General features: G+C 69.2%; 18 protein-coding genes. 9 read left to right on the forward strand and 9 right to left on the reverse strand.

Annotated elements, in window-relative coordinates:
- Positions 1 to 3 precede the first annotated feature (3 nt).
- From kdpB to H521_RS25670, 4 genes are read right to left on the reverse strand one after another with little or no spacing between them, the layout of a single operon-like run.
- A complete protein-coding gene (gene kdpB, locus H521_RS0100995) occupies positions 4 to 2196 on the reverse strand; it encodes a potassium-transporting ATPase subunit KdpB (RefSeq protein ID WP_022891165.1) in 2193 nt (730 codons plus the stop codon).
- A 1-nt stretch (position 2197) separates the two neighbouring features.
- The gene (gene kdpA / locus H521_RS0101000; RefSeq protein WP_022891166.1) at positions 2198 to 3871 is read right to left on the reverse strand and encodes a potassium-transporting ATPase subunit KdpA; all 1674 of its coding nucleotides are present in this window, start codon (positions 3869 to 3871) and stop codon (positions 2198 to 2200) included.
- Positions 3871 to 3960, reverse strand: a complete 90-nt coding sequence (locus tag H521_RS26635) for a potassium-transporting ATPase subunit F (RefSeq protein WP_022891167.1) — start codon at positions 3958 to 3960, stop codon at positions 3871 to 3873. The genes kdpA and H521_RS26635 overlap by 1 nt, the downstream gene beginning before the upstream one ends.
- On the reverse strand, positions 3957 to 4103 hold the full coding sequence (locus H521_RS25670) for a hypothetical protein (protein WP_156891233.1): 147 nt from the start codon (positions 4101 to 4103) through the stop codon (positions 3957 to 3959). Before H521_RS25670 ends, H521_RS26635 begins: the two co-directional genes overlap by 4 nt.
- Positions 4104 to 4694: 591 nt before the next feature.
- Between H521_RS25670 and H521_RS0101020 the strand changes: the two genes are divergently transcribed.
- The gene (locus H521_RS0101020) at positions 4695 to 5093 is read left to right on the forward strand and encodes a hypothetical protein (protein WP_022891169.1); all 399 of its coding nucleotides are present in this window, start codon (positions 4695 to 4697) and stop codon (positions 5091 to 5093) included.
- A 3-nt stretch (positions 5094 to 5096) separates the two neighbouring features.
- On the opposite strand, the gene H521_RS0101025 is transcribed toward H521_RS0101020, so the two are convergent.
- Positions 5097 to 5954 (reverse strand): AraC family transcriptional regulator, encoded by an 858-nt coding sequence (locus H521_RS0101025; protein WP_022891170.1) that lies wholly within the window; start codon positions 5952 to 5954, stop codon positions 5097 to 5099.
- 68 nt (positions 5955 to 6022) lie between these two features.
- On the opposite strand from H521_RS0101025, the gene H521_RS0101030 reads away from it, so the two are divergent.
- The gene (locus tag H521_RS0101030; RefSeq protein ID WP_026481751.1) at positions 6023 to 6439 is read left to right on the forward strand and encodes a DUF1761 domain-containing protein; all 417 of its coding nucleotides are present in this window, start codon (positions 6023 to 6025) and stop codon (positions 6437 to 6439) included.
- A gap of 19 nt (positions 6440 to 6458) precedes the next feature.
- Here H521_RS0101030 and H521_RS0101035 read toward each other — a convergent pair whose 3' ends face one another.
- Both H521_RS0101035 and H521_RS0101040 read right to left on the reverse strand, forming a co-directional pair.
- On the reverse strand, positions 6459 to 7127 hold the full coding sequence (locus tag H521_RS0101035) for a potassium channel family protein (RefSeq protein WP_026481752.1): 669 nt from the start codon (positions 7125 to 7127) through the stop codon (positions 6459 to 6461).
- Entirely contained in the window at positions 7120 to 8562 is a 1443-nt protein-coding gene (locus tag H521_RS0101040; protein WP_022891173.1) for a TrkH family potassium uptake protein, read from the reverse strand. The genes H521_RS0101035 and H521_RS0101040 overlap by 8 nt, the downstream gene beginning before the upstream one ends.
- A 72-nt stretch (positions 8563 to 8634) precedes the next feature.
- Between H521_RS0101040 and H521_RS0101045 the strand changes: the two genes are divergently transcribed.
- The 4 genes from H521_RS0101045 to H521_RS0101060 all read left to right on the forward strand — a co-directional run bounded on the left by H521_RS0101045 (position 8635) and on the right by H521_RS0101060 (position 11380).
- Entirely contained in the window at positions 8635 to 9075 is a 441-nt protein-coding gene (locus tag H521_RS0101045) for an ArsR/SmtB family transcription factor (RefSeq protein ID WP_026481754.1), read from the forward strand.
- Between the two features lie 146 nt (positions 9076 to 9221).
- Positions 9222 to 9815 (forward strand): dihydrofolate reductase family protein, encoded by a 594-nt coding sequence (locus H521_RS0101050; protein WP_022891174.1) that lies wholly within the window; start codon positions 9222 to 9224, stop codon positions 9813 to 9815.
- Positions 9816 to 9830: 15 nt separating this feature from the next.
- Positions 9831 to 10163 (forward strand): YciI family protein, encoded by a 333-nt coding sequence (locus H521_RS0101055; protein WP_022891175.1) that lies wholly within the window; start codon positions 9831 to 9833, stop codon positions 10161 to 10163.
- 53 nt (positions 10164 to 10216) lie between these two features.
- On the forward strand, positions 10217 to 11380 hold the full coding sequence (locus tag H521_RS0101060; RefSeq protein WP_245560909.1) for an RNA polymerase sigma factor: 1164 nt from the start codon (positions 10217 to 10219) through the stop codon (positions 11378 to 11380).
- A gap of 43 nt (positions 11381 to 11423) precedes the next feature.
- On the opposite strand, the gene H521_RS0101065 is transcribed toward H521_RS0101060, so the two are convergent.
- Positions 11424 to 11903 (reverse strand): anthrone oxygenase family protein, encoded by a 480-nt coding sequence (locus tag H521_RS0101065; RefSeq protein WP_022891177.1) that lies wholly within the window; start codon positions 11901 to 11903, stop codon positions 11424 to 11426.
- Between the two features lie 49 nt (positions 11904 to 11952).
- Positions 11953 to 12462, reverse strand: coding sequence for a GNAT family N-acetyltransferase (locus tag H521_RS0101070; protein WP_051159116.1), 510 nt, complete (start codon positions 12460 to 12462; stop codon positions 11953 to 11955).
- 117 nt (positions 12463 to 12579) lie between these two features.
- Here H521_RS0101070 and H521_RS25330 point away from each other — a divergent pair, with 117 nt between their 5' ends.
- From H521_RS25330 to H521_RS0101085, 3 genes are all read left to right on the forward strand, one after another.
- Entirely contained in the window at positions 12580 to 12678 is a 99-nt protein-coding gene (locus H521_RS25330; protein ID WP_003792170.1) for a 30S ribosomal protein bS22, read from the forward strand.
- 122 nt (positions 12679 to 12800) lie between these two features.
- A complete protein-coding gene (locus H521_RS0101080; RefSeq protein ID WP_022891178.1) occupies positions 12801 to 13070 on the forward strand; it encodes a glutaredoxin family protein in 270 nt (89 codons plus the stop codon).
- A gap of 84 nt (positions 13071 to 13154) precedes the next feature.
- Positions 13155 to 14705, forward strand: coding sequence for an FAD-dependent oxidoreductase (locus H521_RS0101085; protein ID WP_022891179.1), 1551 nt, complete (start codon positions 13155 to 13157; stop codon positions 14703 to 14705).
- Positions 14706 to 14825: the final 120 nt, after the last annotated feature.

The raw sequence follows: 14825 nt of genomic DNA on the forward strand, positions 1-14825 counted from the left end.
GGCCTAGAACCCGGGGATGAGGCTGACGACGAGGTCGATCAGCTTGATGCCGATGAACGGCGCGACGATGCCGCCGAGCCCGTAGACGAGCAGGTTGCGGCTGAGCACCGCCGATGCCCCGAGCGGCCGGTACTTCACACCGCGCAGTGCGAGCGGAATGAGCACCACGATCACGAGCGCGTTGAAGATGATCGCCGACAGCACCGCCGAGGCGGGCGAGTGCAGCTGCATGATGTTCAGCACGGCGAGCCCGGGGAAGACCCCCGCGAACATCGCCGGGATGATCGCGAAGTACTTCGCGATGTCGTTGGCGATCGAGAACGTCGTGAGGGCGCCGCGCGTGATGAGCAGTTGCTTGCCGATGCGCACGATGTCGATGAGCTTCGTCGGGTCGCTGTCGAGGTCGACCATGTTGCCGGCCTCCTTCGCGGCCGACGTGCCGGTGTTCATCGCGACGCCGACGTCGGCCTGCGCGAGCGCGGGGGCGTCGTTCGTGCCGTCGCCCGTCATCGCGACGAGGTTGCCGCCCGCCTGCTCGCGCTTGATGAGCTCGAGCTTGTCTTCGGGGGTGGCCTCGGCGAGGTAGTCGTCGACGCCGGCCTCGGCCGCGATCGCCTTCGCGGTGAGCGGGTTGTCGCCCGTGATCATGACCGTGCGGATGCCCATGGCCCGCAACTCGGCGAAGCGCTCGGCGAGGCCGTCCTTGACGATGTCCTTCAGGTGCACGACGCCGAGGATGCGCGCGGTGCCCGCGGTGCTGGTCGCCGTGCCGTCCTGCACCGCCACGACGAGCGGGGTGCCGCCGCTCATCGAGATCGCCTCGACTCGCTGGGCGAGGTCGTCGAGCACGCTCGATGCGATGCGTCCGGATGCCTCGGCCCACGCGATGACGGCCGAACCGGCGCCCTTGCGCACGACCGTGCCGTCGGCCAGGTCGATGCCCGACATTCGGGTCTGGGCGGTGAACGGCACGGCCTCGCCGACCGGCGCGCTCTCGAAGCGGATGCCGCGCTGCTCCGCCAGCTCGACGATCGACGAGCCCTCCGGCGTCGGGTCGGCGAGCGACGACAGCGCCGCCGCTCGCGCGAGCTCGGCCGCGTCGATGCCCGGCATCGGCACGAACTCGCTCGCCCGCCGGTTGCCGTAGGTGATGGTGCCCGTCTTGTCGAGCAGCAACGTCGTGACGTCGCCGGCAGCCTCGACCGCACGGCCGGACATCGCGAGCACGTTGCGCTGCACGAGCCGGTCCATGCCGGCGATGCCGATGGCCGAGAGCAGCGCGCCGATCGTCGTCGGAATGAGGCAGACGAGCAGTGCGACGAGCACCGGGATCGAGACCGTGGTCGCCGCATACGAGGCGATCGGGTTGAGCGTCAGCGCGACCACCACGAAGACGATCGAGAGGCTCGCGAGCAGGATGTTCAGCGCGATCTCGTTCGGCGTCTTCTGCCGCGCCGCGCCCTCGACGAGGGCGATCATGCGGTCGACGAAGGTCTCGCCGGGCTTGGAGGTGATGCGCACGACGATGCGGTCCGAGAGCACCCGGGTGCCGCCGGTGACGGCCGAGCGGTCGCCGCCAGACTCCCGCACCACAGGTGCCGATTCGCCGGTGATGGCCGACTCGTCGACCGAAGCGATGCCGTGCACGATGTCGCCGTCGCCCGGGATCAGCTCGCCCGCTGTCACCACGACGGTGTCGCCGAGGGTGAGGTCGGCCGAGGAGACGTCGCGGAGCGGGGTGCGTTCAGCTGCGGCATCCGTCGCCTCGTCGTAGCCGGCAGCGAGCCGCGCGGTCGTCGACGTGCGGGTCTGCCGCAGGCTGTCGGCCTGCGCCTTGCCGCGGCCCTCGGCGACCGACTCGGCGAGGTTCGCGAAGAGCACGGTGAGCCAGAGCCACACGGCGATGCCCCACGTGAAGCTCAGCGGAACCGCGGAGCCGCCAGACGAGTCGGGACCGCCGAGGAACGGCTCGGCGATCGCGAGCACCGTCGTGAGCGCGGCACCCACCTCGACGATGAACATGACCGGGTTGCGCCACATCTGGCGCGGGTCGAGCTTGCGGAACGCGCCGGGCACGGCAGCCAGCAGCTGCGCCGCGCCGAACGCGCCCTTCGGCGTCTGGTCGGCGGGTTCCGGACGCTGCGACGGCGACGCCGAGGCATCCGCTGCGCGCTGTTCGGTGGTGATGGTGGACATGTCAGTTCAGCCCTTCCGCCAGGGGACCCAGCGTGAGAACGGGGAAGTAGGTGAGAGCGGTCACGATGACCGTCACCCCGATGAGGAGGCCGACGAACTGCGGCCGATGGGTGGGCAGGGTGCCGGCGGTGGCGGGCACCCGGTCCTGCGCGGCGAGGCTGCCGGCGAGGGCGAGCACGAGCACGATCGGGATGAACCGGCCGAGCAGCATCGCGACGCCGAGCGCCGTGTTGAACCACGGCGTGTTCGCCGTGAGGCCCGCGAATGCCGAGCCGTTGTTGTTCGATGCGCTCGTGAAGGCGTAGAGCACCTCGCTCATGCCGTGGACGCCGGGGTTCCAGATCGAGGTCGCCTCGACATCCTCCCGGATGCCGGGGATCGCGAAGCTGAGCGCCGTGCCCGCGAGCACGAGCGTCGGCGTGACGAGGATGTAGAGGCTCGCGAGCTTGATCTCGCGCGGCCCGATCTTCTTGCCGAGGTACTCGGGCGTGCGGCCGACGAGCAGGCCCGCGATGAACACCGCGATGACCGCGAGCACGAGCATGCCGTAGAGACCCGAGCCGACGCCGCCGGGGGCGACCTCGCCGAGCATCATGTTGAGCATCGGCATCATGCCGCCCACCGCGGTGTAGGAGTCGTGCATCGAGTTCACGGCGCCCGTCGAGGTGAGCGTCGACGTCGTGCCGAAGAGCGTCGACCCGAAGATGCCGAAGCGCGCCTCCTTGCCCTCGAGTGCGCCGCCGGCGAGTTCGGGCGCGGTGCCGTTGCCGCCCGCTTCGAGCGCGCTGAGTGCGGTGAGCGAGAGCACGTAGAGCGTCGCCATGACGGCGAGGATCGCGTAGCCCTGCTTGTTCGAGCCGACCATCTTGCCGAACGTGCGCGGCAGTGCGAAGGGGATCGCGAGCATCAGCACGTTCTGGAAGAGGCTCGTCCACGCGGTCGGGTTCTCGAACGGGTGCGCCGAGTTCACGTTGAAGAAGCCGCCGCCGTTCGTGCCGAGGAGCTTGATCACCTCTTGCGAGGCGACCGGACCGCCCGGGAGGTTCTGCGGGTTGCCGGCGAGCGTCGTGATCTCGGTGAAGCCGTTGAAGTTCTGCACGACACCGCCGATGACGAGCACGATCGCGCCGATCACCGAGAGCGGCAGCAGCAGCCGGAACGAGCCGCGGAAGAGGTCGACCCAGAAGTTGCCGATCGTGCCCGAGCCGCGACGGGCGAAGCCGCGCACGAGGGCGATCGCCACGGCGATGCCGACGGCCGCCGAGACGAAGTTCTGCACGGCGAGGCCCGCGAGCTGCACGGTGTAGCCCATCGTGAGTTCGGGGGAGTACGACTGCCAGTTCGTGTTCGCCACGAACGAGGCGGCGGTGTTGAACGACAGGCCCTCGGGAACGGCGGGCAGGCCGAGCGAGTACGGCAGCACCGCCTGGGCGCGTTGGAGCACATACACGAACAACAGGCCGATGACCGAGAAAGCGAGCACGCCGCGGAGGTACGCGGGCCACGACTGCTCGGCGCGCGGGTCGACGCCGATGAGACGGTAGAGGCCGCGCTCGACCTTCCAGTCTCGGTCGCTCGAGTAGAGGCGCGCCATGTAGTCGCCGAGGGGGCGATAGAGCAGCGCGAGGATGAGGGCGAGGGTGGCCGCCTGAATGACGGCGAAGAGCACGTTCATCAGAACCGCTCAGGTTTGACGAGGGCGTACACGAGGTACACCACAGCGGCGACACCCAACGCGGCGGCGAGGAGTTCGAAGAAGATCACAGCTTCTCGACCCCCCTGGCGATGAGGCCGACGAGTACGAACACGGCGATGATGCCGAGAATGTAGACGACGTCGAGCACGAAGACTCCAGAATTCAAATGACGCGAGCCGCGAGCGCGGCGAGCGGGCAGCAGGGGCTGCATAGGAGATGCAACACCCGGGCGGATGCCGCGGCGCCGATCCTCACGGTTCCCTAACGGGCCACCCGTCGATCCGAATACGTCGCTCACAAGCCCCGTCGGCAGGGTGCCGGGAAACCGTCAAGGATCGCCTCCGAACCGTTCGGGATCCATTGGCGCGGGCGCCCTGGCGGCACGTGAGACGTAGACCTGAAGCATGACGACCATGCCGCCCATCGCTGCCCACCATCCGATCGCCGACGGGATCGACCTCGGTCGCTGGCCCCGGCACACCACCGTCACTGCCGACGATGTCGTGGTGTCGGGCGTCTCGTTGCTCCGCCTCGTCGAGGTCGATGGTCGCCTCGACGGGTGCGACGCGTGTTGGCGATCGAGGTCGGCGTCGACCCACGCGCCCAGGGATCCGTCGGGGAGCGGTTCGACCGCCTGTACGCGAGTGATGACGACTGATGAGAACTCAGACGCCGAGGGCATGCCGCCGGTACCGGGCACGACGGCGGCGGCGTCACGGATCCCGAATGGCTGTGACTCGCACATCAACGGGTTCCTCATGCCGCGCAAGAGCCGCGGCCCGCGGGGCGGTACCGTTGGCCCATGGGTGAGTGGGAGGTCGTCTCGGTGGTGGCCGAGGTGATCAGCTGGTTCGCGCTCGGAGCCGGGCTCGTCTGCCTCCTGCTGGCGCTCCTCATTCGCGTCGCCGACGGCCGGTGGCTCCGCACCGAGGCCGTCATCATCGACGGCGACGATGGTGGCAGCATCGTGCGATGGTTCGCCGAGGGCGGTTTCCATTCTCGAAGCCTCAGCCTCGAGGAACGGGCGCACGTGACGCACCCCGAAGAGGAGCTCGCGTATTACAAGCAGCGCGAACCCCACCGATTGCGGCTCCACGAACCGCCCGTAGGCCGACGAGTGATCCGCATCGTCGGCATGGTGCTGCTCGGAATCGCCGTGATCGCCATCATCCTCGGCTTCGTCCTGATGCTCGCGGGCTGACGGCTAGGAGAGGGCTCGAATAGCTCGGGCGTAGGTGCCGGGCGTGACGCCTGCGACCGCACGGAAGTCGCGATGGAGGTGCGCCTGATCGGTGTATCCGAGTTCAACCGCGAGCGTCGCGAGGTCGGGTGCGCCGGGGGAGGAGAGCACGCGAGCGACCTCCTGCAGGCGCACGAGGCGGGCCACGCGCTTCGGGCCGAGTCCGATGGTGCGCTGCAGGGCGCGCTGCACCGCGCGCTCGCTGACGCCGAGCCGCTCGGCGAGCGCCCCGCCTGCGCGCGTGCGGAGCCGCGCCGTCACGTCGTCGAGCACCCGGTTCGCCAGCCGCCCGTCATCGGCGAGCGCATGCTGCGCCAAGCGATCGGCGATCACCCGGTTCGCGGCGGCAGTTCGCCGATCGGCGCCGTCGACGGCGGCGATCTCCTCCAGCAGCGCGTGGAGTCGAGCGTCGAGTTCGAGCGTGACAGGCAGGGTCTGATCGATGAGCGAGACCGCACCCAGGTCGGTGAGGATTGCGAGCCCCGCGGGTCGCAACCGCATGGCGAAGACCTCACCGCGGCCGGCGATGCGACGTGACCAGACCGAGCTCTGCGCGCCCGTGATGACGAGGTCGGCCGGCACATCGCCGTGCTCGATCGACAGGGTGACGGCGGGCAATGTCACGATGCGCTGCTCGATCACCTCGTCGGTCGTAAGCTCCCACCTCACGTGCCAATAGCGGTCGACGACCTCGGCGATCGCCGGATCCGGATCGATCCAGCGAGCACCGTAGCGCTCGAGGTTCACGGGGTGCAGCACCCCGCTTCGCTCATCGGTGCGGATCGACCGGCCCGGCGTCGCGCGCTCATCGAGTGAGGTCACGCTTCCAGTCTGCTCGCCGGTCGGATTTGTACAAGATCCCCGAGCGGCGGAACGAGCACGATGTCGGCATGATCACTGCCTTGTCCACCATCAACTGGCTCGCGGTCGGGCTGGCGACGATCGCGTCGTTCGTGCTCGGCGCGCTCTGGTTCACCCCGCTGTTCGGTCGTCAATGGGACCGCTCGCTCGGGATCGAGCGCCGGAAGGGCGACCGGTACCCACTGCTGTACTACGTCGTGCCGCTCGTGAGCAGTCTCCTCATGGCGATCGCGACGGCCGTGCTGGTCGACGCGATCGGCATCGACGGCCTCGCGGATGCGGCCCTGCTCGGGCTCGTCGTCGGCGTCGGGTACTCGGCGGCGGTCACCGTGACCAACGCGGTGACACCGGTCACGCCGCATCCGCTCATGTTCGCCCTGATCACGGGCTCGTATCACGTCGTGGGTGCGGTCGCCTCGGCGATCATCATCGTCGCGATGCGCTGACGGGGCATCCGCTCGCGAGCTATTCGAGGGCCGCGAACCGCTCGATGTCTCCTTCGGTGCCCGAGACGATGATCAGGTCGTGGTTCGAGACCACGGTGTTCTCGGTCGCGTACGTGAACGGCTTGCCGGGGCTCTTCACGCCCACGACGGTGACCCGGTACTTCGAGCGCACACCCGACTCCGTGAGGTTCTTGCCGCGAATGGGCTTCGGCGGGTACATCTTCACGAGCGCGAAGTCATCGTCGAACTCGATGAAGTCGAGCATGCGGCCGCTCACGAGGTGCGCGGTGCGCTCGCCGGCCTCGCGCTCGGGGTAGATGACGTGGTTGGCGCCGATGCGCTGCAGGATCTTGCCGTGCGAGGCCGAGATCGCCTTCGCCCAGATCTGCGGGATCTTCAGGTCGACGAGGTTCGCCGTGATGAGTACGGATGCTTCGATCGACGACCCCACGGCGCACACCGCGATCGAGAAGTCCTGCGCGCCGATCTGGCGCAGGGCGTCGAGCGAGCGAGCGTCGGCGACGACGGCGTGCGTGACTCGCTCCGACCACTTCTGCACGAGCGCTTCGCTCTCGTCGACGGCGAGCACCTCGCGGCCGAGCCGGTCGAGCTGGCCCGCGGTCGCCGCACCGAATCGACCGAGGCCGATCACGAGCACCGGGGCGTCGTGCCTGATTCGATCAACCAACGATGGGCCTCTCTTCCGGGCGCTTGAACAACTGTCGGCGCTGGCTCGCCGCCAGGGCCGCGGCGAGTGTCACTGTACCAACCCGCCCCATGAACATCGTGGCCGCCATGATGTAGACGCCCTCTGGCGGCAACTCGGCGGTGAGCCCCGTGGAGAGGCCGCACGTGGCGAACGCCGAGATCACGTCGAAGAGCACGTAGTCGAACGGTTGCTTCGTGATCTGCAGCAGGGCGATCGAGGAGACCGCGACGATCGTGGCGCCCCAGAGCACGACGCTCACCGACAGGCGCAGCATGTCGCGCGGGATGCGCCGGCCGAACGCCTCCATCGAGGGCGCGCCGCGCGCCTCGGCGAACGCAGCGAGGAAGAGCACGGCGAGGGTCGTGACCTTGATGCCGCCCGCTGTGGAGGCGGAGCCGCCGCCGATGAACATGAGCATGTCGGAGACGAGCAGGCTCGAGCCGTTGAGGTCGTGCATGTCGATCGTGGCGAACCCGCCCGACCTCGTCATCATCGACATGAAGAACGACTGGAACACCGTGGGCCCGGCGTCGAGCTGGCCGTAGGTCTTGGGGTTGCCGTATTCGAGCAGCAGGAACATCGCGGCGCCCGCGACGAAGAGGATCGTCGTGGTCGTGAGCGTGAGCTTCACGTGCACGCTCCAGCGATGCGGATGCCGCCACGCCCGGGCCAGGGCGAAGATCACGGGGAAGCCGAGGCTGCCGAGGAACACGCCGAGCATGAGCAGCGACTGGAACCAGTAGTCGCCGACGAGCGGCTCGAGGCCGCCCGGGTTCGGGCTGAACCCCGTGTTCGTGAAGGCCATCGCCGAGTAGTAGAAGCTGTACCAGAACGAGTGCCAAGCGTCGTATCCGGCCGCGAGCATGCTCGGGATCATGCCGATCGCGATCGTCACTTCGATGACGAGTGCGCTGATCGCGACCGTCGCGAGCAGGCCGCCGACCTCGCCGAGGCGAACCGCCTGTCGCTCCGACACCGGACCGACATGGATGCGCGAGGGGTTCGAGTCGCTCGCGGCGATGAGCTTGGCCCGCAGGCCGAGCCGTCGCGAGATCACGAGGCCGAGGATGGAGGCGAGGGTCAGCACGCCGACGCCGCCGATGTTCACGCCGATGAAGACGAGGGTGTTGCCGAGCGGCGACCAGTGGGTCGCCATGTCGACGGTCGCGAGGCCGGTGACGCAGATGACCGAGACCGCGGTGAATACCGCGTCGTGGAGCGGCGTGATCTGCCGGTCGGCGCTCGCGATCGGCAGCGAGAAGAGCACCGTGAAGAGCACGATGAGCGCCGCGAAGATGAGGATGGCGAACCGTGACGGCGAGTGCTTCATGAGCGCGTCGACGGCGTCGCGCGCCTTGCCGAGCCACGACCGACGGTCGACTCGGCCGAGTCGCCGTATCGGCTGTGCGCGCATCGAGCCCCCTCTGTGCCTTCACCGGACGCGTGAGTCATGGTACTCCCCGCCGTGAATGACTAGCCTTGGGGCATGGCGGACATCTTCGATGTGGTGGCGGACTCGACTCGGCGCGACATCCTCGCCGTGCTCCTCGAGCGCGAGGGCGCGGTGCCCTCGTCGGGCGGCGAGATCAGCGTCTCCGAGATCGTGACCGCGCTCGGCGCGAGCCAGCCGACCGTCTCCAAGCACCTGAAGGTCTTGCGCGAGTCGGGTCTCGTAGCGGTGCGCGAAGAGGGGCAGCACCGGTACTACCGGCTCGACCGCACGCCGCTCGAGACGCTCGAAGACTGGCTGATTCCGTTCATGTCGACGGATGCCGCCGCCGACGCAGCCACGCTCGCGGGCGCCGCTGCGCACGACGAGGTGGCGCTGAACGAGGAGCAGTTCGCGTTCGCTTCAGCCATCGGCAAGGTCTTCGCCGACACGGCGCACCAGGTCACCGCAGTCGTCGTGCCGAAGAAGCGGCGCTGACCCTCACGCGAGCTCGGCTTCACAGCGGCGACGATCGCGTTCGATGTACCCGAAATTCACGAGGTGGTGTCGAATCGGGCCGGTCGAGTTCGTAGCAGGAGTGAAGCCGCCCACCGGGGGTGGCGCGAACCAGCGGGAGTATCACCATGAGCACCACCTTGACTGTCGACTTCTTCATGAGTCTCGATGGCTACGGCTCGGCCGAAGGCTGGCCCGGGTACTGGGGCAAGGAGGGCCCCGACATCCGAGCCGACCGGGTGCACACTTTCGAGCAGGACCAGGTCCTGGTCCTCGGCGCGACGACCTTCCGGCAGTTCCGCACGTTCGTCACGACGTTCGACGAGCCCTACTACGACCGCATGAACGAGATGCAGAAGATCGTGTTCTCCAGCACTCTCGAGGAGCCGCTCGGCTGGGAGAATTCGACGGTGATCGACGAGGATGCGGTGACCGCGATCGAGCGTCTGAAGCGCACCACAGACGTCCCGATGCGATCGCACGGCAGCGTCTCTCTGAACCGCGCACTGCTCGCCGCGGGCCTGGTGGATCGGCTCGAGGTCATCGTGTTCCCCGCGATCACGGGCAAGTCCGGCTATGCCTCGCTCTTCCACGACGGAGCGGAGTTCGACCTCGACCTCATCGAGTCGACCGTGCTCGACGGCCGCACGCTGAAGCTCGTCTACGAGCCGCACGTGCACGGTGAGATCCCCGAGGGCGTCGGCCCGCAGCTCCGGAAATAGCGAGAGGATCGGAGCATGCAGTACTTGATCAACGTCATCGACAGCCGAAGCAACTCGGGCACCGCCGAGGAGGCTGTGGCGATCGATGCATTCAACGAGAAGCTCCGCGCCGGCGGCCACTGGGTCTTCGCCGGGGGTCTGGCCGATCCCACCGTCTCGACCGTCATCGATGGCCGGGGTGAGGAGCCGATCTTCACGGATGGCCCGTTCGTCGAGGCCAAGGAGTGGGCTGCCGGCCTCTGGGTCATCGAGGCGCCGGATCTCGACGTGGCGCTGAAGCTGATGGCCGAGGGCTCGAAGGCGTGCAATCGCCGGCTCGAGGTCCGGCCGCTCCTGCCGGAGCGGTGAACGACGCACGGGATGCCCTGACCCGCGCCCACCGTGAGGAGTGGGCGCGGGTGGTGGCGACGCTCGCGAAGCGGTTCGGGAATCTCGACATCGCCGAGGAGGGGGCCGCGGAGGCCTTCGCGATCGCAGCAGAGCACTGGCCGGCCGACGGGGTCCCGCCGAATCCCGGCGCCTGGATCACCACGACGGCGACCCGCAAGGCGATCGACCGGATTCGGCGCGAGAGCACCCGCGACGCGCGACACAGGGAGGCGCAGCTCGTGTACGGCACCCAGCCCGAGCCGCTCGGTGCGATTGACGACGACCGGCTGCGGCTGATCTTCACCTGCTGCCATCCGGCACTCGCGATGGACGCGCGCGTCGCGCTGACGCTGCGGATGGTCGGCGGACTGAACGTGGCAGAGATCGCCAGCGCGTTCCTGGTGCAGGACACCACGATGGGCGCCCGCATCACCCGAGCCAAGGCGAAGATCGCGGCCGCCGGCATTCCGTACCGACTGCCCGCTGCGGAGGACCTGCCGCGCCGGGTGTCCGGCGTGCTGGCGGTGCTGTTCCTGATCTTCAACGAGGGATATCTCGCGTCCAGCCCCGACTCCGCGCCGGTGCGCGAGGAGCTGAGCGCTGAGGCCATTCGCCTCGCGAGGATGCTCCACCAGCTGCTGCCCGACGACGGTGAGACGACCGGGATGCTCGGGCTCATGCTGCTCACCGACGCGCGCCGGTCGGCCCGAGTGTCCTCGGACGGCGAGCTGGTGCCGCTGGCCGAGCAGGACAGGGGCCAGTGGGATGCGGTGCTCATCGCCGAGGGCCATGCGCTGGTGCGTGAGCGACTGGCCTCCGGGGTCACGCCAGGCCGCTACCAGCTGCTCGCGGCGATCAACGCCGTGCACACCGATGGCGATTCGCCCGATTGGACGCAGGTGGTCGCGCTGTACGACCAGCTGGTGAGGCTCGACGGTTCGCCGATCGTGCGCCTCAACCGCGCCATCGCGGTCGGTGAGCGCGATGGACCGGAGGCGGCGCTCGCGCTCACCGACGCGCTCGAGCCGGAGCTGCGCGGATACCACGCGTATCACGCCGCGCGCGCCGACCTGCTGCGACGGGTGGGCCGCACTGCGGCCGCTCGAGGGGCCTACGACGCCGCGATCATCCTCGCGGGCAACTCCGCCGAGATCGCGTACCTCACGCGGCGACGCGACGAGATGCGACGGGATTGAACCGGGAGTCGATCAACGCGCGAGTTCGAGCTTCACGGCACGGTCACGCGACGAGCGCGAGCACGAACGCGAGGCACGCCGCGGTCGAGGTGAGCGTGCGCACGTGGTTCCACGCGAGCCACCCCGGCCGAAAGGCCTGCCACGCGTCGGCGAGCGCCGCGGCATCCGTCTCGGGCACGGCGGCCAGGCGGTTGTTGCGCGGCACGTTCGCGCCGCCCGTGACGAAGACGACCCCCACCAGGTAGAGCGCTGCACCGGCGATCACCCACCACGTCGCACCGGCGGGCTGCCCCGTGAAGGCCATGACGAGCAGCACCACTGCGATGAGTGCCGTGCCGAAGATGGCGATCATGAACGGCGCCCGCACGGCGGTGACGTTGATGCCGCGCATGGCGCGTGCCGCCTCGGTGGCGCCGGCCCGATCGATGCCCTGCGTCACGAACGTGGAGAAGGCGAAGAACGCGCCGGCAACGATGCCGGTGCCGAGGATCGCGATGAAGAGCAGGATGTCGACGAGGGTCATTTGAGGAGTTTGCCGTACTCGGGTCGACGGGCTCAACTCCTCGGCACGCTCAGCGCAGCGGCTTGATCATCTCGAGTTCGAGCCCGCCGGGCGCGAGCTCGTACTCGCGGCTGCGACCGGTGTGCGTGAAGCCGAGCTTCTCGTAGAAGCGGATCGCACGGGGATTGTCTTCGTGCACCTCGAGGCGGAGCGTGTCGCCGAATCCGCGCGCCCAGTCTTCGACGGCGTCGAGCAGCATGCGCGAGACGCCGGCGGCCTCACCGCGGTGGTCAGCGGCGACGTAGACCCCCACGAGCAGTGGCCCCGACGTGGCATCCGGAATGTAGCCGCCCATCTGCCCGATCCAGCGGTCGCCGTCGATCGCCACGATCGAGGTCTGGCGCGGCGTCGTGCCGCGTGCACCGCGGAGTCGCCAGCCCTCCTCGTCGACGTCGAGCGCCGTGGCGAGGGTCTCGGCGTAGGCGAGCGGGTAGTCGCGCAGCATCTCGAGGCGGAGCGCCCGCACGGCCTGCCAGTCGGCCTCCGACGTGGTGCGGATGACGATGTCTCGATGCGGCATCCCTCGACGCTAACCCATTCGGCGAGTTCGGCTGCGCGGATCCGGTAGACTACCCCGAGGCTTTCTGGCCAACGGCCGCGGCACGCGCGACCGACTGATCTTTTCTGTGAGGTTCTGATGGGTTCCGTCATCAAGAAGCGCCGCAAGCGTATGGCGAAGAAGAAGCACCGCAAGCTGCTTCGCAAGACGCGCCACCAGCGTCGCAACAAGAAGTAGTCCTTCGGTACTACCGGCTGAGCGTCAGGCCCTTCGGCCTGGCGCTTTTCGCTGTGCTCGAGGGTCTCGATACGCGGCCTCCTCCGTCGGCCGCTACTCGACCAGCGGAATAGGCTGGAGGGGTGGCACGCGACATCCGACTCACCCTCATCGGCAAGCCCGGTTGCCATCTCTGCGACGACGCGAGGGCGGCCGTGCAGACCGTGCTGGCCGAGATCGAGGCGACGGATGCCGCGCCGCGCGTGATCTTCGACGAGCGCTCGATCCTCGACGACGACGAACTCCGCAACCGCTACGCCGAAGAGATCCCGGTCGTGCTCATCGACGACGTCGTGCACAACTACTGGCGCATCGACCCCGTGCGGTTGAAGAAGGCGCTGCTCGCCGGCTGAGCGACACCTCCTCGCCGCCTACCCGGAGCCCGCGCGGCGGTCAAGCCCGTTGCCGGCGCTCGTCGCCCGGTCTTGACTGATGGCATGAGCTCGTACTGGAAGGCCGGCGCGCCGAAGACCGGGGCGACCCTGCCCATCGATGACGCGATGCGGGCTCCGCTGCCCGCTGCACCCGTCGACGTGGCGGTCATCGGTGCCGGCATCACGGGGCTCTCGACCGCGCTCATGCTGCAGCGAGCCGGCCGCTCGGTGGTGATCGTCGAGGCGACCGAGGTCGCCGCCCTCGCCTCAGGCGCGAACACCGGCAAGGCGAGCGTGCTGCAGGGCGCTCGGCTGCAGCGCATCCGCCGCTCGCACTCGGCGAAGGTCACTCGCGCCTACGTCGAGGCGAATCTCGACGGCCAGGCGTGGATCGCCGAGTTCACCCGCGACCACGACGTGCCGGTCGCCATCGAACCGGCCTACAGCTACGCCCAGTCCGACGCCGGGCTCAAGACCGTGCTGGCCGAATTCGATGCCGCTCGCGAGGCCGGGCTTCCGGTCGAGATGGTCGAGCGGATGCCGGTGCAGTTCCCGTTCGCCGGAGCGGTCGCGCTCGAGGGCCAGCTCGCGCTCGACCCGTATCGGCTCATGCTCGCGCTCGCCCGCGAGTTCGTCGCCGACGGCGGCGTGCTCGTCACCGGCGTGCGGGTTCGCGACGTGCAGGCCTCCGACCCCGTTGTGCTCGAGACCGACCAGGGTCGCCTTCGCGCCCGCGACGTCGTGGTTGCGACGGCGACCCCAGTGCTCGATCGGGGGCTGTACTTCGCGAAGACGCGGCATTCGCGCTCGTACATCGCCTCCTTCCGCGTCGGCGACCCGCCGACGCCGGGCCTGTTCCTCTCGGTCGACCAGCCCACCCGCTCGCTGCGCACGGCGCCGCCGCATCCCGAGTCGGGCGCGGCGGGCCTGCAGCTCATTGTCAGCGGCAACGAGCATCCGGTCGGCCGGGTGTCGTCGGCGGCGGCCCGCGCCGACGACCTCGTTCGCTGGACACAGCGCCACTTTCCCGGCGCCGAGCTGACGCATCGCTGGTCGGCGCAGGACTATGAGTCGCTGAACCTCATTCCCTTCGCCGGGCGGATGCCGCGGGGCCGGCGCCGCATCTGGTTCGCCACGGGCTACGCGAAGTGGGGCCTCACGAACGGCGTCGCGGCGGCGATGCGCATCTCGGCCGAGATCCTCGGCGAGCCGTGGCGGGATCATCAGGCGTGGATGCAGGTGCTCGGCACTCGCATGACGGTGCCCGCCGACCTCGCGCGGGGCGTCTCGGAGAACGCCAAGGTCGCGGGCGATCTCGCAGCGGGCTGGGCGCGGGCCGAGGCGCATCCGACGCCCGTGCCGAAGCCGCCGGAAGGCACCGGCGTCGTGGGCTCGCGCCGGGGAGTGCCGGTCGGCGTCTCGACCGTCGACGGGGAGACGTGCGCGGTGCGCGCGATCTGCACGCACCTCGGCGGCGTCGTGCGGTGGAACGACGCCGAGCACACGTGGGACTGCCCCCTGCACGGCTCGCGCTTCGAGGCATCCGGCCGGCTGATCGAGGGGCCTGCGACGCGGGACCTGCCGTCGACCGCTCGACCCGACGGTCTGCGCTGAACGGTCGGCGCTGAACGCTGCCTGCGGCGTCGCGCGCCGCTCTTCCCCCGGCTTCGACTCCCGGGTTAGGTTGGGCACGGGGGCAACTGCGACGCCCCCGCACTGCGAACGAAGGGGAAT

The organism is Agromyces subbeticus DSM 16689, assembly GCF_000421565.1.
GTDB lineage: Bacteria > Actinomycetota > Actinomycetes > Actinomycetales > Microbacteriaceae > Agromyces > Agromyces subbeticus.